The sequence below is a fragment of the Streptomyces sp. NPDC085866 genome (assembly GCF_044541035.1).
In the GTDB taxonomy this organism is placed as follows: domain Bacteria; phylum Actinomycetota; class Actinomycetes; order Streptomycetales; family Streptomycetaceae; genus Streptomyces.
In genome coordinates this window covers 247,172-273,499 of the sequence record NZ_JBITSQ010000002.1, presented here as the reverse complement: position 1 = coordinate 273,499, position 26,328 = coordinate 247,172, and the positions used below count along the sequence as shown (strand labels likewise).

Below are 26,328 nucleotides of genomic sequence, written 5' to 3'. Positions count from 1 at the left end.
GCCCACGGCATCTGAACTGGTCAGAGCCGTGGGCTTCGTCAGGCCCGATGGTCAGCGAAAGGGCTAGTCGGTAGACCGGCTGATGAGGGCCGTCCGCAGGTCCCACGACGCTGCCCGATCGAGGAGGGACCCACCCGCTCGGTGCCGATCTTCGGCCGCAGGCCGGCAGGTCCCCGTTGACCATGCCCGCGGAAAGGGTGGTACCACCGACGGACACGACATGGCAGTGCGGTCAGGCGGTGGTGCCGTGCGGAGCCGGCGGCAAGGCCGTGGCCTTCGAGATCGTGCAGGAGGCTCAGACGTGCATCTGTTCGTCGGTGGCCGAGCGTCGGCCTCCGTACGAGGTGACCAGTGCGTCAGCGACCGCCGCCGCGTCCGCATCGGCTACGTCCGCCGGGTACTCCGGCAGCAGGTCGTCCCAGACGGGCAACCACGACCCATACAGCTGGGCCTGCCCCTCGGGTCGGGCGAAGAACCAGATGTGCACGTGTGCGGCTCCGTCCCCGATCCGGTAGACGTGGGCTCGGGAGATATGCGGTAGCGCCTGCACATGGCGGACGATGTGAGTGGTCAGCACTCCGAGTTCGGCGGCCATCTCGTCGGGCAGGTCCGCCATGTCGAAGTGGTTGCGGGGGTACAGCATCAGCACCAACGGCACACCGACGCCCGTGATCCGGGCCAGTCGCCAGTGTTCGTTGAACCAGATGCCTTCGTCTCGGGCGCGGCACACGTCGCAGTTCGCCGGGTCCTCGCCGTGCCGTTCCGGCTCGGGCAGAACGGGCGGGCGCAGCGGCGCGACGCGAAGTCCACCAGGCTCGAACGGGCTTATGTCCCAGCTGGTCATCCGTGCCAACGGAAGCCGAAGCTCACCGTCCGCGGCCGCACGTGCGTGGTCGTAGAACTCATCAGGTCGCAAAGCCATGATCGGAGACTAACGCGGCCCATCGGTCCCCTGACGGCCAATGTGATCAGCTGTTGACCGGACCTGCGCATACAAGCGTCAAGCCGATCGTCCCCAGGCGGTCGATGATCTGGCCCAGCAGGTTTTGGCGATCGGTCATGTCCTCGCCGCCGAGGCACCGACGGCCGTGGCGGCAACACGCGTCTGGCACGCCCCCCCCGCCAAGCCATCTTGGCTTACGCGCCGGGAGGTCGGAAGTTGACCTGTCGGCGGGCAGCCTCGTCGATCTCGTCGAGGGTGAGGAGGGGCGTGGCCCGGGTGCGGAGCGCGCCGCTGGCCTTGACGCTGAGGCTGACGGCGGCCATGGAGACTGGGTCGGGGAAGTCGATAATGCACACAAGGTCGTCCTCACCGAAGGAGAAGTACATGGCCTCGACTCTCCCGCCGAGCCCGGCGACGACGTGGTCGACGGCGGCGCGGCGGCCACTTGCGCCTTCCTTGAGCAAGCCCTTCGTCCCCTCAGGCGTGTAGGTGGCTTGGATGAGGAACTTCGGCATAGGGGCGCTCCCTGCCCGTGACTTGTCCGGTGTTCAGAATGACCTTCCCGCTGTCACGTTGGCCGCCATTCGACGCACGGTTGGATTCACTCGTAAGGCAGCACCTCCACCGGCATGACCAGCCGGTGCGCCTGGGCAGGTCACTGCTGCCGATGGGGCATGGGACTTCATGCTCTTCCTCACCGAGGACGGTGGCGCACTGGTGGCCTGCACTGGCGCAGGGCGAGCGGCCAGCCAGTCACCGCTTTAGGACAGCGGCTGGAACGCTGTGCCGTGACCTGGGGCTTCGGTGCCTGGTAGGGCGACTGCAAACCAGATCGTGCGACAGGCTCGTTGACCGTGGCTGACCGCTGCAAGCCCAGTAACCGCCCTTGTTCCGGCGGGCGTTCGACGACCCCTGGCAGTCGTCAGCTCTCGACGGCGCCCCGGTTCGCCGCCCGGCGGCAAGCGGTCGAGCCGCGCCGCGGCAGGGCGGGGAGCTGCCAGGGAAGCGCCGAGGAAGCGGCAGGCGCCTCGGCTGGACTGTTCGAGCGACGCCCGGCCCCTCGATGCCACCCGTGGCGACCCCTGAGCGTGCATGCCCCCGGGCCGCCCCGAATCACGAGAGCCGAGGCTGGCACCAGAGTGGTTCACAAAAAGGCCAGGTCAGAGACTGATCGTCACGTGGGCTGCAAAGTCGGCCGCCCCACAGGCGAGCAGAAGCCCCCCGCACCTCTGTGAGGGGACTTGGGAGCAGGTAGGTCTTGAGCGGCCGCCACTCGGGACGGCTGGACTTTCGGCCGACCCCGAGACGCGAGATCCTGGCAGTACGGCCGACCGCGGACCCGCGAACAAATGCGGGCTGGAGCGCGTCTCACCCTTTGTAAAAGCCCACGTCAAGCTCATACGGCCAGCAGCGCGACGGGTACCGTCGCGTCTTCCGGAAGGAGACCGGGCGATGAATGTCCCGTCGTGTCGTGACCGCAGAAGCACGGCAGCACCACCGCGTCTCCCCGGCCGGGCCACACGCGCACGCAGACTGAGCGGCGCTGCCGCCGTGGCAGCGATGCTCCTGGCGGGCTGTGAGGCGTCCCCGCACTCCAGTGACCTCGGCGTGTCCCTCGCCCCGCCCGCTGCGCCTTCCCCCTCCCGTTCGTCCCTCGCTCCGGACCGCACCGCCGCAGCCACCGCCACCGCCACCGCGTGCACCAACAGCACGAAGCTGGCCGGGTGGTCGAACCGCCGGCTGGCCATGCTGACCATCGCTGTCCCGGTGTCGGAGACCTCGGTGTCCGACGTCACGTCCGAGGTGAGCGCCGGTGCGGGCGGCGTGCTGCTGTTCGGCAGCAAGGCTCCGTCCGACCTCGGCTCCCGGCTGACCGCCCTGAAGTCCCATGTACCCGGCCACCTGGGCCTGCTGGTGATGACCGACGAGGAGGGCGGCGGCATCCAGCGCATGGCAAACCTCGTCGGGTCCCTGCCCTGGCCGGCGTACATGGGCGCGCACTGGACCCCGGCCCAGATCCAACAGAACGTCACGAAGGTCGCCACCAATATGGCGGCCGCCCAGGTGAACATGGACCTCGCGCCGGTGGTCGACGTCGACGGCAGGAACGTGGCACCGAGCAAGACCAACCCCGACGGATGGCGCTCCTTCAGCGGTGACACCTCGGTGGTCTCCAAAGACGGCGTCGCGTACATGAACGGGCTGCGCGCCGGAAACGTGATACCCGTCGTCAAGCACTTCCCGGGCATTGGCGGCTCCAGCTACAACTCCGACTTCGGCCCCGCACACACCCTGCCCTGGTCCACCCTGCAAAAGGTGGCCATCCCGCCGTTCACAGCGGCCATCAAGGCCGGCGCCCCGGCCATCATGGTCTCCAACAACATCGTGCCGGGCCTGGGCACCAATCCGGCGAGCCTGTCACCGACCGACATCAACACTGTGCTGCGCGGCCGGCTGGGCTTCAAGGGGCTGGTGATCACCGACTCCCTCAGCGCCAAGGCGATCTCCGCCGCCGGCTTCAGCGTCCCCGCCGCCGCCGTCCAGGCCCTGCGCTCCGGTGCCGACATGGTCATGTTCGACCTGGGGGGCAACGTCGGCTCCCAATCGTCCTCGATCGCCTCGGCGATCACCAATGCCGTGGCCGGCGGACACCTCGCCCGCAGCCGCCTCATCGATGCGGCCGGGCACGTCCTGGCCGTCCGACACGTGAATCTCTGCTCCTGAGCCCTGGTGGATCGCAGCCCCTGCCCAGTCGGCCGGCGGCTCGACGAATGTCCATGCGCCGTCAGTGCACGCGTAGGTCTGCACGCACGGCGCGCGGCGAGACAGAGGTTCTCGGGATTCAGGGGCGGTCGGGTCAGGTTCCGGCCAGCTCGGTCGGTGGTGCAGCAGGGTGGCCCGTAGGTCGTTCTCGGTGATCTGGTCGGCGGGGCGCTGGAGTATCCAGCGGTGAGCCTCGCCGTCCATGGGCAGCACCTCGACGACGGTTTCCAGCGTTGGGTATCCGACTTTGCCGCAGGTGAGTTGGCGGATTTTGACGGCGGTGTCCTCGTCCAGGCCGAGGAGGGCACGTACGGCATCCTTCAGTTCCCGGAGGTGCGGGCTGGGCCAGGCGATTCCTGGGCGCGGTTCCAAGTACATGGGAAATACTCCTTGGTTGCGGAATGAAGGGCAGGCAGCGGCACAGACGGCTTCCGCGAGGTCGATGGCGCGTTCGGTGGCAAAGCCGATGTCGCGAGCGTTGCGACTGGCCCGCCTCGCGACGATGTCGGTGTCCGCGCGCGCTGTGCTGCAGCCGCTGCACGGCCGCGGATGGCGGTGTCGGTCGGCGGGATGCAGCCGCCGCACCCTGAGCCAGGACGCAGGTGTCGCCTGGCTTCGTGGTGGTGGTTCAGTTGAGTGGTGTACGGGTGGTGGCCCAGTCGGGGGTCCTCACGGGCAGTCGGGCAGCGCGGGCCTGTCTGGTCACCGTCACCTGCCAGATGGCGAGGAGCAGCAGCGTGCCGGTTTCGGCGAGGAGGCTGAGGACGGCTTGTGGTGCCGGCTGCAGACCGTGCTCGGTGAATCCGAACACGCCTACGGTGCGCGAAGCGGTGAAGCCACCGAGGGCGCCGAGCGCGACGCCTGCCTCGGCGATCCTCAGCAGCAGGGGTGGTGTCCCGATCAGCAGCAGGGCGGCGAGGGCGAAGGATGCGCTGGCCTGGAGCAGGAACAGGGGGCCGATGATGTGGATGAAGCGGTACCCGTCGGTGTAGAGCTGGGCATGGATGTATCCGCTGGCGGCGAGGGTTGCGGCGGTCGCCGCCCGCAGGGCGGGGACGAGGAATCTTTGGCTGTTCATGCCAGCCTCTGGTCCTTGATGGCCAGTTCGCGGTCGCCTTGGCGGTAGCCGACGCTGCGGATGCCGAGTGCGTCTCTGAGCTGCCGGGCAGGGACGACCAGCGGGGCGGGGGCGGGAGCGCGGCCCGGTTTGGGCAGGGGGTAGGCGGTGGTGGTGGCGGAGTGGAAGGTGATGTTGCCCTCTGTCTTGGTGAACAGCTGGTGGACGTGCCCGTTGAGACAGGTGACGGAGGAGAAGCGGCGCAGGAGGGCGATGACCTTGAGGGCGTCGTCGGTGCTCCAGCCCCACTGCGGATACATGGCGAACAGCGGGATGTGGCTGAAGACCACGACGGGCGTGTCCGACGACAGTCCGGCGATGTCCTTGCGAACGAAGTCGATCTGTTCGTTGCCGAGGTGGCCGAGCTTCTCCAGGCTCAGGGTGTTGACCAGGGCGATGAAGTGCACGCCGTGGGTGTCGAAGCTGTACCAGCCATCGCCGAGCGTGCCCATGCCGAAGGTCTGCCGGTAGGCGCGGCCTGCATCGCCGATGGAGTCGTGCTCGCCCGGCACGGTGAAGATGCGGTCTGTCTCCATTCCAGCCATCATCTGCTTGACCTGGTCGAACTGCCCGGCCGTGGACAGGTGGGTCAGGTCGCCGCTGTGCATGACGAAGTCTGGTCTGAATCCGAGCGAGTTGACCTGGTTGACCGCTTTGGTGAATGAGCCGGCCACGTCCGTGTTCGCCGGGCCCTGGAATCCGATATGGCTGTCGGAGACCTGCACGAACCGCAGCGCGCCGCTTCCAGCCGCAACGGCCCCGGCGGCCCCGGTGGCTCCGGCGTTGGTGTCCCGGGAACCCGCGATGTGGCTGATCACTTCTCCACTGGCCACGGTCAGCACCACCGCGCCACCGAACCACCCAGCGTGCCGTATGAGTTGACGCCGACTCATGCCGAATTGGGTATTGGGCTGAACCGCGTCTCCGGTCGATGCTCCGTCGCGACTGTCGTAGTAATCGGTCATCAGGTCACCTCCACGGTGGCGGTCATGAACGGATGGATGGTGCAGAGGTAGGCGTAGGTGCCGGGCTTGGTGAACGTGTAGCTGTAGGTGGCGTGGGTGGCCAGGGCGGCCGAATGCAACCGGCCGCCCGACCCGGCGCTGGTGACGGTGTGGGCGTCGGTGTCCTGATTGGTCCAGGTCACCGTCGTGCCCGCTTTGACCTTCAGCGTGGCCGGGGAGAACGCGAAGTTCGTGATCGCCACGGCGTTCCCGGTCACCGGTGCGGACGGTGCGCCCGTACTCGAGGGACTCATGGGCATGCTCATGCCGGGCATCGGCGAGGAGCCGGGAGCGGAGCCCGCCGTGTTCCCCGGCCCCGTGGCTCCGGGCATGCCTGCCGTCTGGTGCTGACCCGGACCGGGTGTGATGGCGCCGGCTCCGGTGGACGAGGAATGCAACGACTGGCCGCATGCACTGAGGAGCCCCAGCGCGCCGGCAGTGGCGACGGCCAGCCCGGCCGCCGTGCGTGATCGACGGCCTGGTGTACGAAAGTTCAGGTTCATGCTGTCCGTTCCTCACTGATCAGGCGGAGACGGGGACTGCGCCGGCTGGGCGCACGCAACCGCAGGAGTGTGTGTGGATGGTGTGTTCATGGGCGCGTGACCCTCACGGACCCGGCGATCGAGCAGGGGGCTGCCCCGTGCCGGTCGCTCGCCTCGACGTGCCGCGCGCTGCGCATCCGCCCTTGCGCGCCGGCAAGGTGCAGGCGGCGTGCAGCAGATCCCTGTGCGGGGTGCCGCGAGCGGCTCGGGGAAGGCCGGCGGTGTCCATGCGGACGGTGCACGCCGGGTCGAGTGGAGTTCCGCCCCGGTGGTAGCGCAACCCTCGATCGCTGTGCGCGCAGAGCCGTCGCCGTGGTGTGCGCTGGGCACTGGCATGGACTGCGCGGTGGCACCGACTTCGAGGCACGGGGCGGGGTGTGAGCGTGGCCGGCGCCAGGAGCACGTACGTCGCGTGGTGTTCTTCGGTCACCTCTGATCCATCCTTTGTCGCATGGGGAATCAATGAGGGTTGCGCGTGAGTCGGCTCTTGTCCGGCTTCACGGGCGGCGGGGGTCCCACGGTTCGGCAGATATGCGCCTTTTGTGAGAAATCTTGGTATCGCTACAGATGGGCCGACCTCCCCCGGGAGCCGTGCGCGCTCACCCCTGGAGGTGCCGCAAGGCGCGGCAGGGACGCATCACCCGCGGCGGCCACGGAGTGTCACCTGCATTGCGTCATGCGTCACAGGACAAAACGGTACATATGCGATGATCGGCTCATGTCCTGGAGTTCCCGAAAACGTGGTCCAAGGACCGATCCGGATCGCTCCGCGCCCCGTGTCTCTGGTAAAGGGTCCCTTTCGACCGCAGACGAGGAACTGCTGCGCACTCTGTACGCCGAGCACGCAGGAGCTCTGTTCCACTACGTGCTGCGACTCACCTCAGGAGATTGGCAATGGGCGGAGGATGTGGTGCAGGAGACGCTGCTGCGAGCGTGGCAGCATCCCGCCGCGTTCGACCCCGCACGCGGCCCGGCCCGGGCATGGCTGTGTACGGTCGCCCGGCACCTGGTCATCGACGCCCACCGGGCCCGGCAGGCCAGGCCGGCCGAGACCGGCGGCGAGGCGCTGGAGCGAGTCGCCGCACAGGTACCGGGCGAGGACGAGATCGAGCAGGCACTGCAGAGCTGGGCGGTCGCCGACGCCGTCCGGTCGCTGTCCCCGGACCACCGCGCCGTTCTACTGGAGACCTACTACCGGGGCCGGACCATGGTGGAGGCGGCGCAGGTGCTGGGCATCCCGCTGGGCACCGTGAAGTCACGGACGTACTACGCCCTGCACGCCCTGCGGCTGGCGCTGCAGGAACGAGGGATCGAGCCATGACCGTGGCGGGCAGGAGGTGGCGGCCATGAGTGCGGAGCACGACACCCTCCGGCTGGCGTTGGGAGGATACGTCCTGGGCACGCTGCCCTCGGCGGAAATGGAACGGGTACGCGTCCACCTCGCGGAATGCGCCGAATGCCGGGCCGAACGCACCCAGCTGGCGGGATTGCCCGCGCTGCTGGCGACGGTGACCGAAGCCGAAGCCGAAGCCTCGGGCCAGACGGTGCCGACGGCCGACGGGGACCTGGCCGACCGGCTGGTGGCACGGGCGGCCGAAAGCGCGCAAGGGTCCCTGCCCGAACGGCCCGCCGCACCCGCGGTGTCGCGGGCGCCGGAGGGGGGTGTGCTGGAGAGGCTGCTCCAGCAGGCCGCGACCCGGCGCCGCAGGACCTGGCGTCTGCAACTGGCCGGCGCTGCCGCCTCGCTGATGTTCATCGCGGCAGCGGTCGGCGGCACATGGTTGGCGGCTGTTGGATCCGTGGGCACTGAGGCGACGCCGCCCGGGCCGACCGCTCCGACTGCCTCGCGCAGCTTCTCCGGGAGCGATCCCACCACCGGCGTCACCGCCTCGGTGAAGGTATGGCCCTCCGCCTGGGGCAGTGTCCTGCAGGTCTCCGCCAAGGGGGCACCCGCCGGAATCACCTGTCGGCTCCAGGCGGTCGGGCCCGGCGGAGCCAGGGCGGACGGCGCTACCTGGCGGGCAGGTCCGTACCCTTCCGGCACCACGATCCCAGGGGCGGTTGCCATGTTCCCGGGAGCCATCGAGCACTTTGAGATCCTCTCAGGCGACGGTCAGAAGCTGGTCACGATCCGGGCGTGACGCGACCACAGATGCCGGGTGTGAGCCCACCGCGGCACAAGAAGGCTTGGGCTCGTGACATCGGTTGCACAGGCGCGCTCGTGATCACCGTCGTCGACCGATGTCACCGCGCCGCACGGCTCCGGGATGGGTGAGATCGCCCGACAAGGGCACCCGGCGGATGAGTGCGGCGGCGACCTCGTAGGCCGACACCGCCACCTCTATGGCCGAGGGGCCGATCGGCGCCACGCGCGCGGAGGCGGCTGGGGGGCGAAGCGGCTGCCCACCGGCCGGGAAGGGTCACCTCGGCGGCCGGGCTGGTCAGGGTGAAGGCCGTCCGGGTGCACGATCGGCGGGTCGAGGGGCGGGCACAAGCGGGCATCCGGTCGCTCTGGTTGCTGTGGCGTCACACATCCCCGGGGCCCGTCAGGCGCTGCGACTGCCTCGCCCGCACAACCTGTCACCGGGGGACCGTGTCGGCATCGCGGCAGTTCTGCGGCTCGGTCAATAGGGCTCTGCCCCGCTCCCGTCACGCGGCTTCCGGCAGTATCAGGACGGCCACCCCGCGACGGGCCCTCTCGGGTGCCGGCCGCGTACATGGGTGAGGACGGCTGCGCGAGGACCGGCTGCGTGCACCTCGACCTCGGCCGGGAGGAGGCAGAAGCCCCGGCGCCCTGGTTCTTCTCGCGGCGCGTCGACGGTTTCTGGGCCCTGGTCGCCCACACCCCAGGATCCGGCGAACCGGCTCAGCCCTCGGCCGACTTGGGGCGTGAGTGCGCCGACGGGGCGCGCACTCCCTGTCCGGGTGACCGGTGGCGCCGCCCTGGTCTTTACAACGGCCCGGCCGAGGTGTTCCCCGTCCCAGGCGCGAGCCGTGGTGTGCGGTTCACCAAGGACCGGCGACCTCAACTGTCCTCTTCCTCCGATGTCCGTGCAGCCCGGAGAAGAGGATCCAGGATGTCTGCACGCCGAGGGCCCCGACCGAGCCGCGATGCGGGCAGGGACGTTCGTCCGGCTCTACGACGTGACGTCCCCGCAGGGCCGTCCGGAAGACCACGAGAGGGGACCGAGCTGCCGGTGCCGAGTCCGGCCGAGTACGGCATCGAGCTCTCGTAGGGGAGAGTGAGCCCGGCCAGGCCGCAGACATCTGCATGATTCCCAAGAAGTCGAACAAAAAGGGTGAATTACTCGAACCGTTCGGCATGTGTCGCACGTGGAACCAAATGAGCGCGCCCACGCAGGGTCCCGCCTACCGACCGCCCCGAAGTTGTCGACGGTCTCCCCCGTTCCGGTCTCCGCACATCCACGGAAGAGCCAGAAGACCATGTTCGTGACCGATTCCCCCAGCCCGAGTTCACTGCTCGGCCGGCCCAGCCGCCAGCAGGCACTGCTCACCCTGCCCGCGCAGGAGGCACACGTCTCCGCCGCTCGTCACTTCGCGGCCGATCTGCTGGAGACCTGGAGTGTGCCTGTCAGCGAGCGGGACTCCGCCGTTCTCATCGTCGACGAACTCGTCGCCAACGCCGCCCAGTACGGCCGCGAGCGCATGACCCTGCTGCTCGTCCTCGACGACGGCACTCTGCACATCGTGGTCGCTGACTCCGGCACGACCGTGGAACGCCATCGCCCCGACATCGCCCCCGACGAACACGGCCGCGGCACCGGCATCGTCCAGTACCTCGCCCAGTCGACCGAGGTCCACCAGACACGCGGCGGCCGCGAAGTCCGCGCCTGCCTGAGGTGCTCGCCATGACCGGGTCGGACGTTCCGCACGAGCTGCGATCCCCTGTCCGATCCGGCACTGCAGCACAGCGACGGGCTGCTGGGGCGGCCAGGGCGCCGGGTCACCCGACGACCCCCGCCGAGGGGGCCTCCGCGATCCACAAGCCGTGCCCCGTCGACGGCTGCCCGGGCCCGGCCCGGGTGCCCCTGCGGTCCCCGGCACCCTCCTCGGCCCTTGATCACGGCGACCACGGCGACCACGGCGACGACACGGTGCTGTGTCAACGCTGCGGCGCAGGCCCCCTGCGTACGGGCGGAGGTGGGAGCGTGAACGTCACCACGAACAGTGGCCAGGGCATCGGCACCCCGCCCCCGCATGAGGCGTATGCGAATGCGCCAGACCTGCGCCGCGAGATGCACCATGTGCTCGCTATGGGGGCCGAACGCGACGGCCGCCGGGCCAGGCCCGTCAACGGCCCTCCGGTCGACGGGACGGCCGCCGAACGCGCCTGGCTGCTACGCAGGGCCGCACTGATGGACCGGATGGCCCTGAACGACCCCGGCCCCGGCCCGATCGCAGCCGCCGCAGAAACCGCCGAACAACTCGTCCTGCACGACCGCCGCCATCCCGACCTGGTGGCCGGCCCGCACCACCCCGAAGCGATCATGCTCGCCCCCAGCCGCCGCCTGTACGTCCGCCAGGAGTACGCCGCCTGGACGGCCGCCGGGCGCCCCGGAATCTGAATCGACCCCGACCCGACAGGAGAAGGACACATGACCCGCAAGGACATCGACACCCGGCACGCCCCCGCAGCAGCCGGCCGACTCCACTCGCCTCGCCTCCCACGCCCGACAGCCGTGCGTGAACATCGCGCCGGCCGGCGACAGGAACGGTCACGCCAGGGAAGGCCGATGAATCCGATGAATCCGATGAATGCACCGTGGCCGAACGCGAAGACCCATGGGCTTTTCCAGATGCCCGAACGTGATTGCTCCCAGAGGCAGCGGCTGGGCGTCCATCCGGCTCAAACTCCCCCGCGCATTCCCCGGGCCGGGCAGCCGGCGCAGGTGGCCGTGCAGGTCACAGGCGGCGAACTGCGCCTCGCCGTAGGACTGTTGCCGGTCGGGCTCCCCGCCGTTACGGCGGCGACGGGCGACGAATTCACTTGCGCGGCCTGGCTGGACGACGCCGTGGGAATCTCCCGATGGCGCCGGCGGCGGACACCGGTGGAACCGCCGTGCCAAGCGCACCGGGACACCTCCTCCCCGGCGCCCGCGCACGCGCACGAGACAGCGGGCGCGGGCGCGGGTACGGACGCCGGCCTGCTCGGCCACCTCCCGCGGATCCCGTTCTGTGACGACGAGTGCCGGCCATCCGTCGATGCAGACCCTTGCCGGGTCGTGGACATCGACCGCGTCCAGCAACGTGGTGTCCCGGCCGAGTGCGGCGGGGACGCGAAAGGGGAACTCTTCGCCGTAACGGCGGCCGGGCAACCGTGCTGGACGCGCCCGCCGAGGGCAGCGGGCCGTCGTCCACGGCCGAAGGTGTGCGCCTCCCGCCGCGTCAACCTTTCGCAAGGCCCACTCGCGGGCGGGGCGCTTCTCCGGGCAGCGGCCGAGGTTCTGCGCGCGCCCGGAGAGCGATGGGGGCATGCTCGGGGCGGCCAGACACGATGCGCCGCGGGCGCTCCCACTCTCACCGCTGCCGCGCAGGAACAAGCCGCACGGGTCGCCGAGGCAGGTATGAGGGCCGACGCGTTCGAAGGGGTGGTGTGACGATGTTCCGCAATGCGCTGGAGCCCTGGCACCTGCTGATCCTGGTCGCGGTGGTGGTTTTGATCTTCGGCTCGAAGAAACTGCCCGACACGGCCCGGGCGCTGGGCAAGTCCATGCGGATCCTCAAGAGCGAGACCGAGGCCATGAAGGACGACGGCTCCTCGAACGAGCCACGCCCCGAGCCCGAGTCTGCACCGGCACCGCGGACGATCTCGGGTGCTCCCGGAGACACCGCCACCGCCCGCACCGCGCCCACGGACAGCACCACCGGCCATGGAGACTGAGCCCGGTCCTGCGCGCCCCTGGCTCATCCCGGCAGGAGACGCTGTCCGAAACCTCCCCCTCCCCCGGGCCGGCTCACCTCTTGCCCTGTCGGGCCGCCCGCGTCGTCGTCTGCGGTATCGGCCGGCGTACAACTGCCTCCTGGACGCGCCACCGGTCGCGACCGGCGCCGTGACGAGCTCGCGCCCCACCGGGTGACGGAGACGCTCAAGTACCGACGCAAGGCCGGTAGCCCCCGGTCTGCCGCACGAGATGAGGACATGGCGTGTCCCAGTCGGCCCGCAACAAGGAGAAGGATCCCGAGGGGCGGATGCCGCTAGCGGAGCACCTTCGTGAGCTCCGCAACCGGCTCGCCAAGGCCGTCCTTGCCATCCTGGTCGTCACGATCGCCGCAGCTTTCCACTACAAGGGCGTCATCAACTTCTTCACCAGGCCGGTGCTGGACTCGGTCGGCTGCCCGACGTCCTTCGCCGATCTGGCCAGGAAGACCTCGGACACCACCTGCGCGCGAATCACGATCAACGGTCTGCTCGCGCCCTTCACCCTGGCGCTGAAGGTGTCCCTGATGGCCGGCGTCGTGCTGGCCTCGCCGGTATGGCTGTACCAGCTGTGGGCGTTCGTTGCCCCCGGCCTGCACAAGCACGAACGGAAATACGCCTACGCGTTCGTCGGCGCGGGCGTCCCGCTGTTCTTCGGCGGCGCCTTCTTCGCCTACAAGGTGCTGCCCACGACCGCGAAGGTGTTGATCGACTTCACCCCGCACGGGGTGGACAACCTGCTGCCGCTGGACGATCTGCTCGGCCTCGTCACGCGCATGGTGGTCGTCTTCGGCCTCTCCTTCGAGATGCCGCTGCTGCTGGTGATGCTGAACCTCACCGGAGTGCTGTCCGGCCGACGGATGCTCGGCTGGTGGCGCCGCATGATCGTGGGGATCACGGTCTTTTCGGCTGTGGCGACGCCGAGCACGGACCCGCTGACCATGCTGGCGCTGGCCGCGCCGATCTGGGCTCTCTATCTCGCCGCCGTCGTCTTTTCGCATCTCCATGACGGGCGCAAGGCCCGAAGAGAGGCAGAAGGACCCGGCGACGACGAGACCTCCGATCTCGACCTCACGCCGCAGGACATCGGCGAAGTGGAATCGGTGCCCGCCGGCCCGGCCCTGCCCACGCAGCCGGACGCTGACCACGACCGCGTCGACGGGTAGGACGACGTGACCTGAGGAGCCCTAGGCGCTGTTGATGGTGCCGCGGTGGCGAAGTCTGCGGTTGCCGTGCTGGACGAGCCCGCCCGGGATGCCGGAGTTGAACGCAGCGTAGTCAGCGGCAAATCAGCACGAGGGCTCGGAACCTTGGCATGGGGGCCGAACGCATACTCCTACGCCGAACGACAACTCATTCGATCAGAGCTAACGTGGACGAGCCCGGTCCGACCGATCAGGGCCCCGCGGACAGGCAGCAAGGATGGTCACGGCACGTGATCATCAGGGGAAGCGACTGGCGTCAGCGGTGCGAGCCCCTTCTTCGGGCAGTGCCTGGACGGGAGCGGAGCGTTCAGACCGGGCTTGCGGGGTGCGCCGCCGTCGAGGACCGGGGCGGCCAGGTCTGTGATGAGAGGATACCGAGCACGTAGGCTCGGGCGACCAGCGCCGGGCGGGTGTCGGCGTCGAGCAGCGCGCGCAGGCGGCTCAGGTGGTAGTCCAGCGTCTGCCGGGACAGGCGCAGCGTCCTTGCGATGTCCGCGTTGCTGTGCCCGGCCGCCAGCAGGGCGAGTATGCGGACCTGGGCGGCCGTCAGGTCCGGTCGGGCCTCATGGGGCAGGCCGAGGTGAGTGCCGACGGCCCATACGCCGGACACACCGGGGGTCGTACCGCACACGGTGCTCAGATGGATTCGGGCCCGGCGCCGCCGGCCGTCCCGGTCGACGAGTACGGCACAGGTGCGGGCGCTTCGGCGCCGGCCACTGATCAGGTCGTCCCAGATCCGGTGCAGGGCGCTCCGTTCGGGTGTCCTGGCGAGCAGGGTGTCGGCCGGCAGGCCTATCAGGTCGGAGAGCCGGATGCGCAGGACATCGGCGACAACGGTGCCGGCCTCGCTGACCCGGCCGTCCGGGGTCAGGCGGACGCAGAGCAGTCCGCTGTGGTCGCGCAGGGCCTGTAAGTCGGCCTCGGCCTGGTGTCGTTGGTCCAGCACCTGGGCGTAGTCGGTGACGTCGACGTAGATGCCCGCGACACAGCGGACCGCGCCCCAGCGGACGGGGAAGCGGTAGCCCGCCGCACGGCCCGAGCAACCGTCGACGCGCCGGTAGGTGAGGGTGTGCCGTACCGGCCGGCCGCGCGTCAGGACCTCCTGGTCGAGGGCGAGGAACCGGGTGATGTCACCGGCTTCGTCGACGTCGGCGAGGTGACGGCCGATCACGGCGTCGCGCGTGGTGCCGTACAGGTGGGCATAGGCGTGGTTGGCCCACAGGTAACGGCCCGTGGCGTCGCGCACGAATGCCGCGGCCGGGGCGAGGTCGGCGAACGTGGCGTACGGGTCGTCGTCCGGCCTGTCGACCACCTCGATCGCCACTCCCCTGCTGCCGTGCCGTCCCGGCCCGCCGCCGAGTTCCGGCCAGTGGACGTGGAAGGTTCTGCCCTCGAAACACGCACGGTACGGGCCGCAGCCGGACGCGCCGGACGGGCCGCCGCCGTCCGCGTGGAGGGCCTCGAGGAACCGGCGGGTGGCGCGCCGGTCGTCGAACGCGGCGCCCCCGCTGTCGACCACGCCCAGGCCGCTGTCGGCTTCCCACCAGGACACCGCAAGAGGCGCGAGCAACGCCTTGAAATCAGCTTCGTCCACGTCCAACTCCTTCAACCCTGCACCACATCACTTTGGGTGACACCTCATGCGTATCCCGTAGGGGATGGGGCATGCGAGCGGGGCAGACGCTCCGTGCTGTGCGTCGGCGCCGCTAGCGCATGACCACACCTTCACCTGGCGCGGATCGGCGGCAGCAGTAAGGCATTTGCCTGAGTGCTCAGGGAATCTCGGCACCTCGGACGCGGGCAGGTGCTGGTTCGCTTGAAGGAGACGGCGTGGGCGGCACGGTGGCCGCCCGACGACATCGAAGGAGTTGGAGTTCCGTGAACAAGGTGCTGTACGTGCATGCCAAAGGCGGCCCTCCGGTGGGCCATGCCCTGACGCGGGTGGCCGCGAGGTCCGCGGTGCACCTACTGGCACTCAGCGAACTGCCCGCCCCCGTGGCCTCCGACGCTGCGAGGCTGTGCGCGTCGGTCGTCACACCCCTCGACGCCCGCGGTGGCGACCTGGTCGAGTTCATCACCGCCCGAGCCCGCGAGGTGGGGGCGGACGCCGTTCTCACCTTCTCGGAGTACGCGGTGGTCGCGGTCGCCGAGGCGTCCCGGCGGCTCGGGCTGAGGGGTGCCGGTCCCGCCGCCGCCCTCGCGCGCGACAAACGCCTGATGCGCGCCGCGTGGGAGCGCGGCGACATACCGCAGCCGCGGTTCCGCGCCGTCACCAGCGCGGCCGAACTGGAGCGCGCGACCATCGAATTGTCATGTCCACTTCTTTTAAAGGCGGCCTGGAGCGCCGGCTCGACCGCGCACCAGATCATCGAGCGGCCCGCGGACGCGCTGGCCGCCTGGCAGCGGTCGCGCGCGGTGATGGCCGAGTCCGCACTGCTCGGATTCGCCGAACTGCACGTTCCCGGCGCCTCGGAGGACTTCATCGTCGAGGAGATCGTCAGGGGATGTGCGGAGGAGTGGTTCGACGGCCCCGGCTGGGGTGACTACGTCAGCGTCGAGGGCGTGGTCGTCGAAGGAGAATTCCGTCCCGTCTGCCTGAGCGGGCGGATGCCGACGGTGGCGCCCTTCACCGAGCGCGCCGGTATCACCCCGGCCGCCGTCGGAAGCGAGGCCCAGCACACCATCGTGGACCTCGCCCGGCACGCCGTGGATGCCCTGGGGCTGGAGAACTGCGGCACCCACACGGAGATCAAGCTGGGCAGGGAAGGCCGTATGTGGGTCATCGAGACGGCCGCGCGGTTCGGCGGGGCGATGACGGTGCCGCAGATCGAGGAGGTCTTCGGCCTGGATCTGGTCGGTAGGTTCACCGACCAGCTGCTCGGCGGCTCACCCGCCTGGCCCGCACGGGCGTTGACACCCGAGGATGCCACGGGCGCGGCCGGATCGCTGGTGGTCCTCGCCGTGCAAGGCGACGGCACCCCTTGGCCCCGCCGCCATCGATGGGACGCCTCGGCGGTCGTCCGTTCGGCGCCGGTCAGCGCCGGCAGCACGCTGTCCGTCGTCCGCGAGAGCTCTCTGCCGGACGGGGCCCCCGTGCCGGTCTACGAGCCTGCCGCCGGGGCCAACACCATGGCGGGCCTGTGCCTGTTGTCGGCGGACCGGCCGCAGTCCGTCGTCAGTGACTTCACCGCCCTGGTCGACGCGCTGCCGCACATCCTGCCCACGGACGCCACCGAGGGGGCCCGGCCATGACCCGCGCACCGCACAAGGCCAACATCCCCGACACGGCGGGCGATCGTACCGTCGTCGGCGCCAACCTCTCGCTGCCGTTGTTCCGCGCGCTGTCCGGCGTGCTCGCCGGACACCCGTACCTGAAGGTCGTGGTGGACAGGTCCGAGGACACCTGGCACCTGCTCGACACCCGGGTGCATCCCTTCCACGTCGACTACATCGCCACGCGGATCCTCGGCATGAGGATGGACGAACTCGACACAGCTCTGGACGCGTTCAACGCATCCGTGTACATGGCGCCTGACCGCCGCTTCCTGCTCGGGGTGCTGTCCCTGCACAGCGACGAGGACGCCGAGGGCTCCGAGCGGCCCTTCCTGGTCCTGGAGACGACCGAGGCGGACACCATGCACGCCGCACTGCTGGAGGAGTTCTACCACTACGTTCGCGCAAGGGTGGACGGACGGCTTCCCCTGCTGCTGAAACCGGCGAACCACGGGCAGGAGCACGAACTCGCCTCGGTCAGTGAGGCACGCGTACCGCGCATCCTCAGCCAGGAGCTGTTCGGCAACCGGACCCGGACCTGCCTCAACCCGGGCGTGGCCGAAGGCCGACTGCGCTGGTTCCGCCATCTGGCGGAGTACCGCAGCGCCGCCCCACAGCTCGGCTGGGCGGACATCGTCGCGATGGCCTGCCTGCCCGATGACGTGCCCCGGGTGGCGGGGTTCGTCAACACGGAGCCCACGACGCCGCTTTCGCACACCAACGTCCTGGCGTCGGGCTGGGGCATCCCGAACGCCATCGTCCGCGACCTGGACGCTCTGGTGCGGCGAGACGGACTGGACGGCGCATGGGTCCGCTACCGGGTGTCCGAGGACGCCATCACCCTGGAGCGACTGTCCGACGCCCCGGTCCTCGAGAGGCCGGTCTGGCACCAGCAGCGCATCCGCATCGACGCACCCCTGCTGGACGAGGCGCCGATCATGGCTCTGCACCGGCTGCGGCGCGCCGACCGCGACAGCTACGGCACCAAGGCCGCCAACCTCGGCGAACTGCACCATGTCCTGGACAGCCGCACGGCGGACCTGACCGCGTTCTACGCACGCCCGCGCCCGCCGCGGCCCGATCTGCTCCCCCACCTGGCCCTACGGCTCGGCGAGCCGGAAGCGCCCGTGGAACGGCTGCAGGCCGCGGCGGCCGAACGCGTGGCGGCCACCATCCGGGCACCCGAGGGGGTGGCGCTCCCGTTCCGCCTGCACCATCTCTTCCTCACCTCGTCGGCCGCTCTGCAGCAGGGCATCGGCAAGCTGAAGATGGCGCTCGAACTCGAAGCGCTCGACGTGATCGACTCCCTCTGTCTGGACCTGCAGCGCCTGATGCACAGCACGCCGATCCCCGACGGGGTGGCACGGGCCGTCACCGGCGCGGTGCCGGGTCTGCTGGCCGACGGACGTCGTCTCGTGGTGCGCTCGTCCTCCAACGCCGAGGACCTGCCCGGTTTCTCGGCGGCCGGGATCTACGACTCGGTGACCACCGTGCGCGGTGAGGAGCAGTTGCTGGACGCGGTGCGGCAGGTGTGGACGTCGTTGCTGTCGCCACGGAGCGTACGTCTGCGGCACGAGGCCGGCATCGTGCTGGACGACACCTACATGGGAGTGATCATCCAGCGGTACGTGCCCGCCGATCTCGGGGGTGTGCTGGTGACCTGCAATCCGACCCGGCGTGAGGACTTCCGCAACGTGTACGTCAACTGCACGGCCGGTTCGCCGGAGCGGGTGGTCGACGGCAAGGTCCTGCCCCACCAGTACTTGTACAACACGGTCGAGGGCGGCGGGCGCACCGTGGACGTCGGCTCGTCGGGCGAGGACCTCCCGTCGGACACCCGCACGTCACTGGGCGAACTGGCCTTGGTGGGGCGTCTGCTGCAGTCCCACTTCAGCGCGGGCGACCCCGACGACGCTCTGGACATCGAGTGGCTCATGACTACCGAGGGGGCGTTCCATCTGGTCCAGGTCCGCCCGTACGCCCGGTGAGGCGCTCCATGACTTCTGTGTGGCGCCGCTCGGCGGATCCGGCCATGACCCCGGCCGCCCGCCGCATCGTCCGCCTCAACAACGGGTTCCAGCTGCTGTTCAACCTGTTGTGGTGGATGCCCGTGTTCTACGCCTACCAGCGTGCCGCGGGCCTGTCGGACGGCCAGATCTTCGGCATCCAGAGCATCTACTACGTCGCCTTCTGCCTGTTCGAGATACCCACGGGGGTCGTCGCCGACCGCGTCGGTGCCCGCAACTGCCTGCGCGCGGGCGCAGTGGTCATGACGGCGGCGAACATGGTGCCGGTGCTGGCGCCCTCGTACACGGGCTTCCTCGTGCACTTCCTCGCGATCGCCGCCGGGCGCTCCCTGACCTCGGGCGCGGCGAGCGCCTGCCTGTACGACGGTTTGCGCGCCGAGGGAGCGGACGCCCACTACCTCAGGGCGGAGGGAGCCGCGCGTGCCCTCGGGCTCGCCGCCAAGGTCGTCTGCTGGCCGCTCGTCGGACCGCTGATGTCTGTGGCCCACCAGTCGCCGTACGTGCTCAGCGCGGCGAGCGCGGCGGGATCTCTCGGCTGCGCCCTCGCCCTGCCCCGGATCGCCGCCGGCGACACGGGGGCGGGGGCGAGCACTCGTGGGCGGCGGAGGGGAGCTCTGCTGCGGGACACGGGCGCCGCCCTGCGCACCCTTCGGTCGTCACCGTGGCTGGCCCTGCTCATGGTGCAGGGCGTGGCGGTCTTCACGCTGTCGCGGATCTGCCAGGTCAATCTGTTCCAGCCGGTGTTGCTCGAGCACGGCATCGCAGAGAGCAGCCACGGCAGTGTCCTCGCGGCGATGACGGTCGCCGAGGCGGTGACCTCCGCCCGGCCCCAGTGGCTGAGCCGGCGGCTGTCGCCCGCGGCCTGGGTGTCCCTGCTGAGCGTCGCGCTCGCCGCCGCACTCGCCGGCACCACTCTCGGCGGCCCCTGGGCCGTGGTCGGGCTGCTGTGTGCGTTCGCTGCGATCACCGGGTTCGGCTATCCGGTGCAGCGCAAGCTCATCAACGACGCCATCCCGGAGGGGGCCCCGCGTGCCACGCTGCTGTCGGTGGAGAGCATCGTGGACCGCGGCGTGTGTGCGGTGGCGGCAGTGGCCGCGGGCGCGTACCTGGCGGCGGGCCGGCTCGACGCGCTTCTGTGGCAGTCCGCCGCGGTCACCTGTGTGCTGATACCGGTGCTAAATCTGGCTCTGCGCCGCGTGAGTCCGGCGTCGGCCGCGCGTGGGACGCGTGGAGCACACGGTGCCGACGCGGCCTCCGCCAAGGCAGTCGCACAGCCGGTGGAGGAGCCCGTCGCGCTGCCCGTCGACGAGGGCGTGGCCCCGCACCCCTGATCCAGCCCGAGGCGGCTGACCACGCCTGAGAGCACACACCCCCAGCAGGCCACTGGGTGCGGTACCGGCAGTGACGTCGAGGGCCAGGGGCGGCACCCGGGGGTCCCGGCTGCCGCCCCTGGCCTGTGGGGATCAGCTCACGTTGACTGCGGACCAGGCTGCCTCGACCGTCTTGTACTCGGTGCTCGAGGCACCGTAGAGGTCGGATGCCGCCTTGAGGGTGCCGGCGCGGGCGCCCTTGTAGTCGGTCGTCGAGGTGAAGTACGCGGTCAGCGCCTTGTACCAGATCTGCAGCGCCTTGTCCCGGCCGATGCCGGTGACCGTGGAGCCGTTCTGGGTGGGCGAGTCGTAGCTCACGCCGTTGATCGTCTTCGCGCCGCTGCCTTCGGACAGCAGGTAGAAGAAGTGGTTGGCGACGCCGGACGAGTAGTGCACGTCCAGGCCGCCCACGCTGGAGGACCAGTAGTCGGCGGATCCGCCGTCCTTGCTGGGCTTGTCCATGTAGCGCAGCGGCTTGCCGTCGCCATTGATGTTGATCTTCTCGCCGATGAGGTAGTCACCCGGGTCGGACGAGTTGTCGGCGTAGAACTCCACGCCGGTCCCCATGATGTCGCTGGTCGCCTCGTTCAGGCCGCCGGACTCACCGGTGTACTCCAGCCCGGCGGTGTTGGACGTGACACCGTGGCTCATCTCGTGCCCGGCCACGTCGAGCGCGGTCAGCGGGTCGTTGTTGCCCTCACCGTCGCCGTAGGTCATGCAGAAGCAGCTGTCGTCCCAGAACGCGTTCACGTACGAGTTGCCGTAGTGCACGCGGGAGTACGCGCCCACACCGTCGTTCTTGATGCCGCTGCGACCGAAGGCCTTCTTGTAGAAGTCCCACGTCTCCTGCGCCCCATAGGCGGCGTCCGCGGCGGCGGTCGCCGCGTTCGACACCGTTCCGTCGCCCCAGGTGTCGCTGGACTGGGAAAACAGCGTGCCGGTGCCAGAACTTCCGTGGTCGAGGTTGTAGGTCTTGTGACCACCGCGCGAGGCGTCGGCGAGGGTGTAGGACGAGCCTGACTGCGTCGTCGACAGGTCCACCTTGCCGCTGTAGTGGGTGTTGCCGACGCCGGTCTCGATGCCCTGGTACTGGAAGAGCTTCTTGCCGGTGACGGCGTCGGTGATGACGTGCAACTGGTTCGGGGTGCCGTCGTCCTGCAGGCCGCCGACGACCGTCTCGTAGGCGAGGACGGGCTTGCCGCTCACCGCCCATATGACCTTGCGCGGAGCCTGGTCCGCGGCAGTCTTCGCCGACCCCGCTGCCTTGGCCAGGCCCAGGGCCTGCTTCTCGGCCTTGGCGGCGGCGATCTGCGGCGTGAGCGAGGCAAGCTTCAGCTTCGCCTTGGTGGCAGTGGAGATGCCCTCGGTGCTGCCGGACTTGGTGGTGTGGACGACCAGGTCGCCGCCGAGCACCGGCAGGCCCGCATACGTGCGCTCGTAGCGGGTGTGGACGGTGCCGTCCACATCCTTCACGACGTCCTTGACGACCAGCTTCTCCTTGGCACCGAGACCTATGTGCTGCGCGGTCCGGGCCGCGTCGGCCTGCGCCTGCTGGATCAGACCCGTACGGGCGGCCGCCGACAGCGTGACCGGAGCTGCGGCAAGACGGGCGGGACCGGCGGTGGGCTGGGCGGTGGCAGTGGTGGCGAGCGCGGTGCTCAGAAGTGCCGTGGTGGCGGCGACGGCTGTGGCCGCGGCCAAAGCGGTGCGCCGGTGGTGTGTGTCGCGGGAGGTCACACAAGCTCCTTTTGTGGGGGGAACGTCCGGCCGGTGTGGGGCCGACCGGGACGGTTGTGGATGTTGACGTGCTCGTGCGGCGGTTGGAGAGAGGGTGCCATGAATGACATGAACATGCCATCACCATCAAGATGACGCCGATGACAAAGCGCCAATCCCCGAACGAGGTCCGAGGGGGCTCACGGGCATGCCGACTGCGGCCCTCGCGGACGCTGCATCCGCGCGGGCCGGCTCTTCCTGGTCCGCGGCCGTCAGCCTCCGGACACGCTTGACGAGCGCGTCACGCATGGCGTACGCGCACCAGAAGACGGGGGCGCCGGGCTTCCGATCGGCCGACGTGTTCTCCGACTTCGCGCTGTTCGAGGACTCCGACAAACCATCGGCACCGGACGCCAGAGGGCGGCGCGGGAGGCTCAGTCAGGGCCTGCAGCGGCACCTGTTCCGCTCAGGGTCGGGGCAGTGACAGTCAGGCCGAAATCGGCGGGGTGCATGAAGTCTCCATAGGGCGTGGGGGGTTGGAGATACACACACGAGGCAACCTCAGCCTCGACAGGATCCGCTACGCGCGTGGACCAGATACGACAACTCCCCCACCCCGCCTTCACCGGCAGCGCACAGAGACAGACCCGGACCGTCCTCACACCCGCTTCTTCCCCTTGGCTGCCGCCGTCCCCCACGTCCCGACCTTCACGGTGTGCCATGTCATCAGACGCCGGGGCATTCTCTTCGACCGCGCAGTGAAGGTCGCCCGCGCCCATGCCGCCAAGCATCCCGCCGCCCTGGTCGTCACCACCGCCGACCACGGCCGTGCCCCTCGTGCCCCTCGTGCCCCTGAACCGCCCTTCCACCAGCCGGCATGGTGGCCACACGCATAACCAACTCCTGAACTATGTTGCCCCACCACATGTGCCCCTGACCTGCCTCTTCCTACGGTGTGCCGACACGTACCCGTCCCCACCGCACACGAGGAAGTGGCGCACATGGCCTCCGCAGCAGCATCCGCTCCCCCACCCCCCGCCAGCCTCCCCCGTATCGTCGCCGCCAGCCTCATCGGCACCACCATCGAGTGGTACGACTTCTTCCTGTACGGCTCCGCCGCCGCGCTGGTGTTCAACAAGCTGTTCTTTCCGGGCTCCGATCCGCTCGTCGGGACGCTGCTGTCGTTTCTGACGTATGCCGTCGGGTTCGCGGCCCGCCCGTTGGGGGCGCTCGTGTTCGGGCACTACGGTGACCGGCTGGGGCGCAAGAAGCTACTCGTGCTGAGCCTGCTGCTGATGGGCGGGGCGACCTTCGCCATCGGGCTGCTGCCGACGCACGCGACCGTCGGTTCCGCCGCGCCCGTGCTGCTGACCGCGCTGCGCCTCGTACAGGGGTTCGCGCTCGGTGGTGAGTGGGGTGGCGCCGTGCTGCTGGTGTCCGAGCACGGGGACGCACGACGGCGCGGGTTCTGGGCCGCGTGGCCGCAGACGGGGGCGCCCGCAGGACAGTTGCTGGCGACCGGTGTGCTGTCGCTGCTCACCGCCGTGCTCTCGGACGACGCCTTCGGCACCTGGGGCTGGCGGATCCCGTTCCTGCTCTCCGGTGTGCTGGTGATCGTCGGTTTGTGGATTCGTCTCTCCGTCGATGAATCGCCCGTCTTCAAGGAGGCGTTGGAGCGGGCCGAGTCGCGCCGGACCGGCGAGGCCGAGACGCTGCCGATCGTCTCCGTGCTGAGGCACCACTGGCGGGACGTGCTGGTCGCCATGGGCGCCCGCATGGCGGAGAACATCAGCTACTACGTCATCACCGCCTTCATCCTCGTGTACGCCACCACGTCCGCCGGCGTCTCGAAGCAGACCGCGCTCAACGCCGTCCTCATCGGCTCCGCCGTGCACTTCGCCGTGATCCCGGCCTGGGGCGCGCTGTCCGACCGGGTCGGGCGGCGGCCCGTGTACCTGCTGGGCGCGGCCGGCGTGGGTCTGTGGATGTTCCCGTTCTTCTCGCTCGTCGACACCGGCTCCTTCGGGTACCTGGTGCTCGCCGTGACCGTCGGACTGGTGCTGCACGGAGCCATGTACGCACCGCAAGCCGCGTTCTTCGCCGAGATGTTCGCCACGCGGATGCGGTACTCCGGTGCCTCCATCGGCGCCCAGTTCGCCTCGGTGGCGGCCGGTGCGCCCGCGCCGCTCATCGCCACCGCGCTGCTCTCCGACTACGGCAGCTCCACCCCGATCGCGCTGTACGTGATCGCGGCCGCCGTGCTGACGCTGATCGCGGTGGGCGTGGCCGGGGAGACCCGGCACCGGGATCTCGCCCGACTGGAGGCCGGAGACGCCGATCAGGCCGCCGTGAGTGCGGCGGCCGACGCTCGGACGGTCTGACCGGCGCGACGGCACGAACCGCTGGCCGGTCCCCCGTGCGGGGGCCGGTCAGTGCCGTACCGGTGCCGCCAACCGGTGCAGGCGCAGGGCCAGTTGGATCTCCAGGGCGCGGGCCGGGCTCTGCCAGTCCTCGCCCAGCAGGCGGCCCACCCGCTCCAGCCGCTGGGCGACCGTGTTCACGTGCACGTGGAGTGCGTCCTTGGTGCGGGCCGGGCTCAGTCCGCAGGCGAAGTACGCGTCCAGGGTGCGCAGCAGCTCCGTACCACGGCGCGCGTCGTAGGCCACGACCGGGCCGATGGTGCGGTCGACAAAGCCGCCGATGTCCCGTTCGCCCGCGAGGAGCAGGCCGAGGAAGCCGAAGTCCTCGGCCGCCGCGCCGTCTCCGTCACGGCCGAGGAGGTGCAGCGCGTCCAGGCAGCGGCGGCCCTCGGCGTAGGCGGCGGCCACGGTGTCGGGGTGGGCTACGAGGTCGGTGACGGGGGCGGAGGCGCCGACCGTGACGGGCTGGTGGACGGCCGTGCCGAGGTGGCGGGCGGTACGGCGGGCCACGTCCGTGGCGGTGTCGCCGGCGGCGAGCGGGAGCAACAGGACCGTGCCGCCGTCGCGGGCCGCGGCCAGGCCCTGCCGGGTGGCGGCGAGGTGGGAGGCGGCGGACCACAGGCGGCGGCGGGCGGCGGCTTCCTCGTCGGCGTCGGCCGCCGGGCCTTCGAGACGGGTCGCGAGGACCACGTGGGTGGCGTCGAGGTCGGCGTGCAGCCGGGCGGCGCGCTCGCGCAGCAGGCGTGGATCCCGGTCGCGGGCGTCCAGGAGGTCGTCCAGCAGTTCGCCCCGCACGCGCTGTTCGGCCTCGGCGGCGGAGCGGCGGGCCAGCAGGAGCAGCGAGGTGACCATCGCCGCGCGTTCCAGGGTGCGCTGGTCGACCGGGTCCAGGCCGGGGTGGCCGCGCAGCACCAGCGCGCCGAGGAGTTCGCCGCCCGCGGTCACCGCGGCGATCCAGTCGCCGCCGTGCCGTACGGCGTGTCCCTCGGCGCGGGACGCCTCCAGGGGTTCGGCCGGTGCCGTACCGGCCTCGGTGAACTCGACGGTTCCGTCGAGGACTTGGGAGACGGCCGCGGCCACGTCATGGACTCCGCCGCCGCGCAGCACGAGCTCGGCGAGCCGGTCGTGCACGTCGGAGGCGCGCTCGATGACGGCGCTGCGGTCCCGGATGATCTCGTTGGCCTGCTCCAGTCCGGCCAGGGCCGCGCGGGTCTCGGTGAGCAGGTTGGCGGTGTCGATGGCCGCCGCGGCGAGCGCGGCGAAGGAGCCGAGCAGGGCGATCTGCTCGCGTTCGAAGACGCGGGCCCGCCGGTCCGCGGCGAAGAGGACACCGATGACGTGCGGGCCGAGCATCAGCGGCACGCCGAGGATGGCGACCAGGCCCTCGTCGCGGACGCCGGCGTCAATGGTGAGGGTGTGCTGGAAGCGGGCGTCCTGGAAGTAGTCGTCGGTGACGTACGGCCGCGCGGTCTGGGCCACGAGTCCGCCGAGCCCCTCGCCCATGCCGAGGCGCAGCTGCTGGAAGCGGGCGGAGACCGAGCCCTCCGTCACGCGCATGTAGGTGTCGCCGCGTGCCGGGTCGTTCAGGCTGAGGTAGGCGATGTCCGTGCCGAGCAGGGAGCGGGCACGCTGCACGATCGCCTGGAGGACGGCGTCCAGGTCCCTGAGGCCTGCCAGGTCGTGGGCGGTCTCGAAGAGCGCCGACAGTTCCGCCTCGCGCCGCCGTCGCCCTTCCAGTTCCGAGCGCACGCGCAGGGCGGAGAACTTGGCACGCTCCAGGGCGGCGATTCGGTCCGCCGGCTGTCCCTCGGCGCGGGCGAGCAGCACCGGCTGCTCGTACGCCTCCACCGGGGCGTCGCGGGCCAGCAGCTCGAGGTACGGGGCCTCCGCGCTGCCGTCGGACACCCCGGTGGCGCCCTCGGTGGTGGGGCGCTCGGCCGGCTGGACGTGATCGCGAGACATGGTCACAGGATTCCGTATCGGGCGCCCGGCCCGTCGGGCCTGTGGAAA

21 protein-coding genes are annotated in these 26,328 nt (G+C 70.2%); 13 read left to right on the top strand and 8 right to left on the bottom strand.

Annotation, left to right across the window (positions count from 1 at the left end):
* Nucleotides 1-295: 295 nt before the first annotated feature.
* Both ACIF83_RS04660 and ACIF83_RS04655 read right to left on the bottom strand, forming a co-directional pair.
* The gene (locus tag ACIF83_RS04660; RefSeq protein ID WP_399723413.1) at nt 296-922 is read right to left on the bottom strand and encodes a hypothetical protein; all 627 of its coding nucleotides are present in this window, start codon (nt 920-922) and stop codon (nt 296-298) included.
* Between the two features lie 215 nt (nt 923-1,137).
* A complete protein-coding gene (locus tag ACIF83_RS04655) occupies nt 1,138-1,458 on the bottom strand; it encodes a GYD domain-containing protein (RefSeq protein WP_399723411.1) in 321 nt (106 codons plus the stop codon).
* A 1,045-nt stretch (nt 1,459-2,503) separates the two neighbouring features.
* Between ACIF83_RS04655 and ACIF83_RS04650 the strand changes: the two genes are divergently transcribed.
* Together ACIF83_RS04650 and ACIF83_RS04645 are read left to right on the top strand one after the other, a co-directional pair.
* Nucleotides 2,504-3,667 (top strand): glycoside hydrolase family 3 N-terminal domain-containing protein, encoded by a 1,164-nt coding sequence (locus ACIF83_RS04650; RefSeq protein WP_399724046.1) that lies wholly within the window; start codon nt 2,504-2,506, stop codon nt 3,665-3,667.
* Nucleotides 3,668-3,892: 225 nt separating this feature from the next.
* Nucleotides 3,893-4,111: a hypothetical protein gene (locus ACIF83_RS04645; RefSeq protein WP_393478779.1), complete on the top strand. Its 219-nt coding sequence runs from the start codon at nt 3,893-3,895 to the stop codon at nt 4,109-4,111.
* A 223-nt stretch (nt 4,112-4,334) separates the two neighbouring features.
* Here the strand turns inward: ACIF83_RS04645 and ACIF83_RS04640 are convergent, their stop codons facing one another.
* From ACIF83_RS04640 to ACIF83_RS04630, 3 genes are all read right to left on the bottom strand, one after another.
* Nucleotides 4,335-4,784 carry a hypothetical protein gene (locus tag ACIF83_RS04640; RefSeq protein ID WP_398141756.1) on the bottom strand — a complete coding sequence of 150 codons (450 nt, stop codon included), beginning with the start codon at nt 4,782-4,784 and terminating at the stop codon, nt 4,335-4,337.
* Nucleotides 4,781-5,716: a metallophosphoesterase family protein gene (locus ACIF83_RS04635; RefSeq protein WP_399723409.1), complete on the bottom strand. Its 936-nt coding sequence runs from the start codon at nt 5,714-5,716 to the stop codon at nt 4,781-4,783. The genes ACIF83_RS04640 and ACIF83_RS04635 overlap by 4 nt, the downstream gene beginning before the upstream one ends.
* Before the next feature lie 71 nt (nt 5,717-5,787).
* Nucleotides 5,788-6,030: a plastocyanin/azurin family copper-binding protein gene (locus ACIF83_RS04630; RefSeq protein WP_393478912.1), complete on the bottom strand. Its 243-nt coding sequence runs from the start codon at nt 6,028-6,030 to the stop codon at nt 5,788-5,790.
* On the opposite strand from ACIF83_RS04630, the gene ACIF83_RS04625 reads away from it, so the two are divergent.
* The 7 genes from ACIF83_RS04625 (at nt 5,975) to tatC (ending at nt 13,473) form a co-directional block, all read left to right on the top strand.
* On the top strand, nt 5,975-6,178 hold the full coding sequence (locus tag ACIF83_RS04625; RefSeq protein ID WP_399724078.1) for a hypothetical protein: 204 nt from the start codon (nt 5,975-5,977) through the stop codon (nt 6,176-6,178). The two genes, ACIF83_RS04630 and ACIF83_RS04625, sit on opposite strands and share 56 nt — an antisense overlap.
* A 909-nt stretch (nt 6,179-7,087) precedes the next feature.
* Complete coding sequence (locus tag ACIF83_RS04620; protein ID WP_393478772.1) at nt 7,088-7,690, top strand: sigma-70 family RNA polymerase sigma factor; 603 nt, start codon at nt 7,088-7,090, stop codon at nt 7,688-7,690.
* 25 nt (nt 7,691-7,715) lie between these two features.
* Nucleotides 7,716-8,510 (top strand): zf-HC2 domain-containing protein, encoded by a 795-nt coding sequence (locus ACIF83_RS04615; RefSeq protein WP_393478770.1) that lies wholly within the window; start codon nt 7,716-7,718, stop codon nt 8,508-8,510.
* A 1,309-nt stretch (nt 8,511-9,819) separates the two neighbouring features.
* A complete protein-coding gene (locus tag ACIF83_RS04610) occupies nt 9,820-10,242 on the top strand; it encodes an ATP-binding protein (RefSeq protein WP_393478767.1) in 423 nt (140 codons plus the stop codon).
* Between the two features lie 296 nt (nt 10,243-10,538).
* Nucleotides 10,539-10,955: a hypothetical protein gene (locus ACIF83_RS04605; protein ID WP_399723406.1), complete on the top strand. Its 417-nt coding sequence runs from the start codon at nt 10,539-10,541 to the stop codon at nt 10,953-10,955.
* A 1,034-nt stretch (nt 10,956-11,989) separates the two neighbouring features.
* Complete coding sequence (tatA, locus tag ACIF83_RS04600) at nt 11,990-12,271, top strand: Sec-independent protein translocase subunit TatA (RefSeq protein ID WP_399723404.1); 282 nt, start codon at nt 11,990-11,992, stop codon at nt 12,269-12,271.
* A 263-nt stretch (nt 12,272-12,534) separates the two neighbouring features.
* Nucleotides 12,535-13,473 (top strand): twin-arginine translocase subunit TatC, encoded by a 939-nt coding sequence (tatC, locus tag ACIF83_RS04595; RefSeq protein WP_399723402.1) that lies wholly within the window; start codon nt 12,535-12,537, stop codon nt 13,471-13,473.
* A 346-nt stretch (nt 13,474-13,819) separates the two neighbouring features.
* Here tatC and ACIF83_RS04590 read toward each other — a convergent pair whose 3' ends face one another.
* Nucleotides 13,820-15,106, bottom strand: a complete 1,287-nt coding sequence (locus ACIF83_RS04590; RefSeq protein ID WP_393478759.1) for a helix-turn-helix transcriptional regulator — start codon at nt 15,104-15,106, stop codon at nt 13,820-13,822.
* A 284-nt stretch (nt 15,107-15,390) separates the two neighbouring features.
* On the opposite strand from ACIF83_RS04590, the gene ACIF83_RS04585 reads away from it, so the two are divergent.
* From ACIF83_RS04585 to ACIF83_RS04575, 3 genes are read left to right on the top strand one after another with little or no spacing between them, the layout of a single operon-like run.
* Nucleotides 15,391-16,764 (top strand): acetyl-CoA carboxylase biotin carboxylase subunit family protein, encoded by a 1,374-nt coding sequence (locus ACIF83_RS04585; protein WP_393478756.1) that lies wholly within the window; start codon nt 15,391-15,393, stop codon nt 16,762-16,764.
* Complete coding sequence (locus ACIF83_RS04580; protein WP_399723399.1) at nt 16,761-18,773, top strand: PEP/pyruvate-binding domain-containing protein; 2,013 nt, start codon at nt 16,761-16,763, stop codon at nt 18,771-18,773. Before ACIF83_RS04585 ends, ACIF83_RS04580 begins: the two co-directional genes overlap by 4 nt.
* A gap of 8 nt (nt 18,774-18,781) precedes the next feature.
* On the top strand, nt 18,782-20,143 hold the full coding sequence (locus ACIF83_RS04575; RefSeq protein WP_399723397.1) for an MFS transporter: 1,362 nt from the start codon (nt 18,782-18,784) through the stop codon (nt 20,141-20,143).
* A 132-nt stretch (nt 20,144-20,275) separates the two neighbouring features.
* Here ACIF83_RS04575 and ACIF83_RS04570 read toward each other — a convergent pair whose 3' ends face one another.
* A complete protein-coding gene (locus ACIF83_RS04570) occupies nt 20,276-21,919 on the bottom strand; it encodes a M4 family metallopeptidase (protein WP_393478749.1) in 1,644 nt (547 codons plus the stop codon).
* Nucleotides 21,920-22,899: 980 nt separating this feature from the next.
* Here ACIF83_RS04570 and ACIF83_RS04565 point away from each other — a divergent pair.
* Nucleotides 22,900-24,279 carry an MFS transporter gene (locus ACIF83_RS04565; protein WP_399723395.1) on the top strand — a complete coding sequence of 460 codons (1,380 nt, stop codon included), beginning with the start codon at nt 22,900-22,902 and terminating at the stop codon, nt 24,277-24,279.
* 48 nt (nt 24,280-24,327) lie between these two features.
* On the opposite strand, the gene ACIF83_RS04560 is transcribed toward ACIF83_RS04565, so the two are convergent.
* Complete coding sequence (locus ACIF83_RS04560; protein WP_399723393.1) at nt 24,328-26,280, bottom strand: helix-turn-helix domain-containing protein; 1,953 nt, start codon at nt 26,278-26,280, stop codon at nt 24,328-24,330.
* Nucleotides 26,281-26,328 lie beyond the last annotated feature (48 nt).

What these genes read in the sequence shown, in the direction of transcription:
- ACIF83_RS04660 (WP_399723413.1), bottom strand. Translation starts at nt 922, where the DNA reads ATGGCTTTGCGACCTGATGAGTTCTACGACCACGCACGTGCGGCCGCG.
- ACIF83_RS04655 (WP_399723411.1), bottom strand. Translation starts at nt 1,458, where the DNA reads ATGCCGAAGTTCCTCATCCAAGCCACCTACACGCCTGAGGGGACGAAG.
- ACIF83_RS04650 (WP_399724046.1), top strand. Translation starts at nt 2,504, where the DNA reads ATGCTCCTGGCGGGCTGTGAGGCGTCCCCGCACTCCAGTGACCTCGGC.
- ACIF83_RS04640 (WP_398141756.1), bottom strand. Translation starts at nt 4,784, where the DNA reads ATGAACAGCCAAAGATTCCTCGTCCCCGCCCTGCGGGCGGCGACCGCC.
- ACIF83_RS04635 (WP_399723409.1), bottom strand. Translation starts at nt 5,716, where the DNA reads ATGAGTCGGCGTCAACTCATACGGCACGCTGGGTGGTTCGGTGGCGCG.
- ACIF83_RS04620 (WP_393478772.1), top strand. Translation starts at nt 7,088, where the DNA reads ATGTCCTGGAGTTCCCGAAAACGTGGTCCAAGGACCGATCCGGATCGC.
- ACIF83_RS04615 (WP_393478770.1), top strand. Translation starts at nt 7,716, where the DNA reads ATGAGTGCGGAGCACGACACCCTCCGGCTGGCGTTGGGAGGATACGTC.
- tatA (WP_399723404.1), top strand. Translation starts at nt 11,990, where the DNA reads ATGTTCCGCAATGCGCTGGAGCCCTGGCACCTGCTGATCCTGGTCGCG.
- ACIF83_RS04580 (WP_399723399.1), top strand. Translation starts at nt 16,761, where the DNA reads ATGACCCGCGCACCGCACAAGGCCAACATCCCCGACACGGCGGGCGAT.
- ACIF83_RS04575 (WP_399723397.1), top strand. Translation starts at nt 18,782, where the DNA reads ATGACTTCTGTGTGGCGCCGCTCGGCGGATCCGGCCATGACCCCGGCC.
- ACIF83_RS04565 (WP_399723395.1), top strand. Translation starts at nt 22,900, where the DNA reads ATGGCCTCCGCAGCAGCATCCGCTCCCCCACCCCCCGCCAGCCTCCCC.
- ACIF83_RS04560 (WP_399723393.1), bottom strand. Translation starts at nt 26,280, where the DNA reads ATGTCTCGCGATCACGTCCAGCCGGCCGAGCGCCCCACCACCGAGGGC.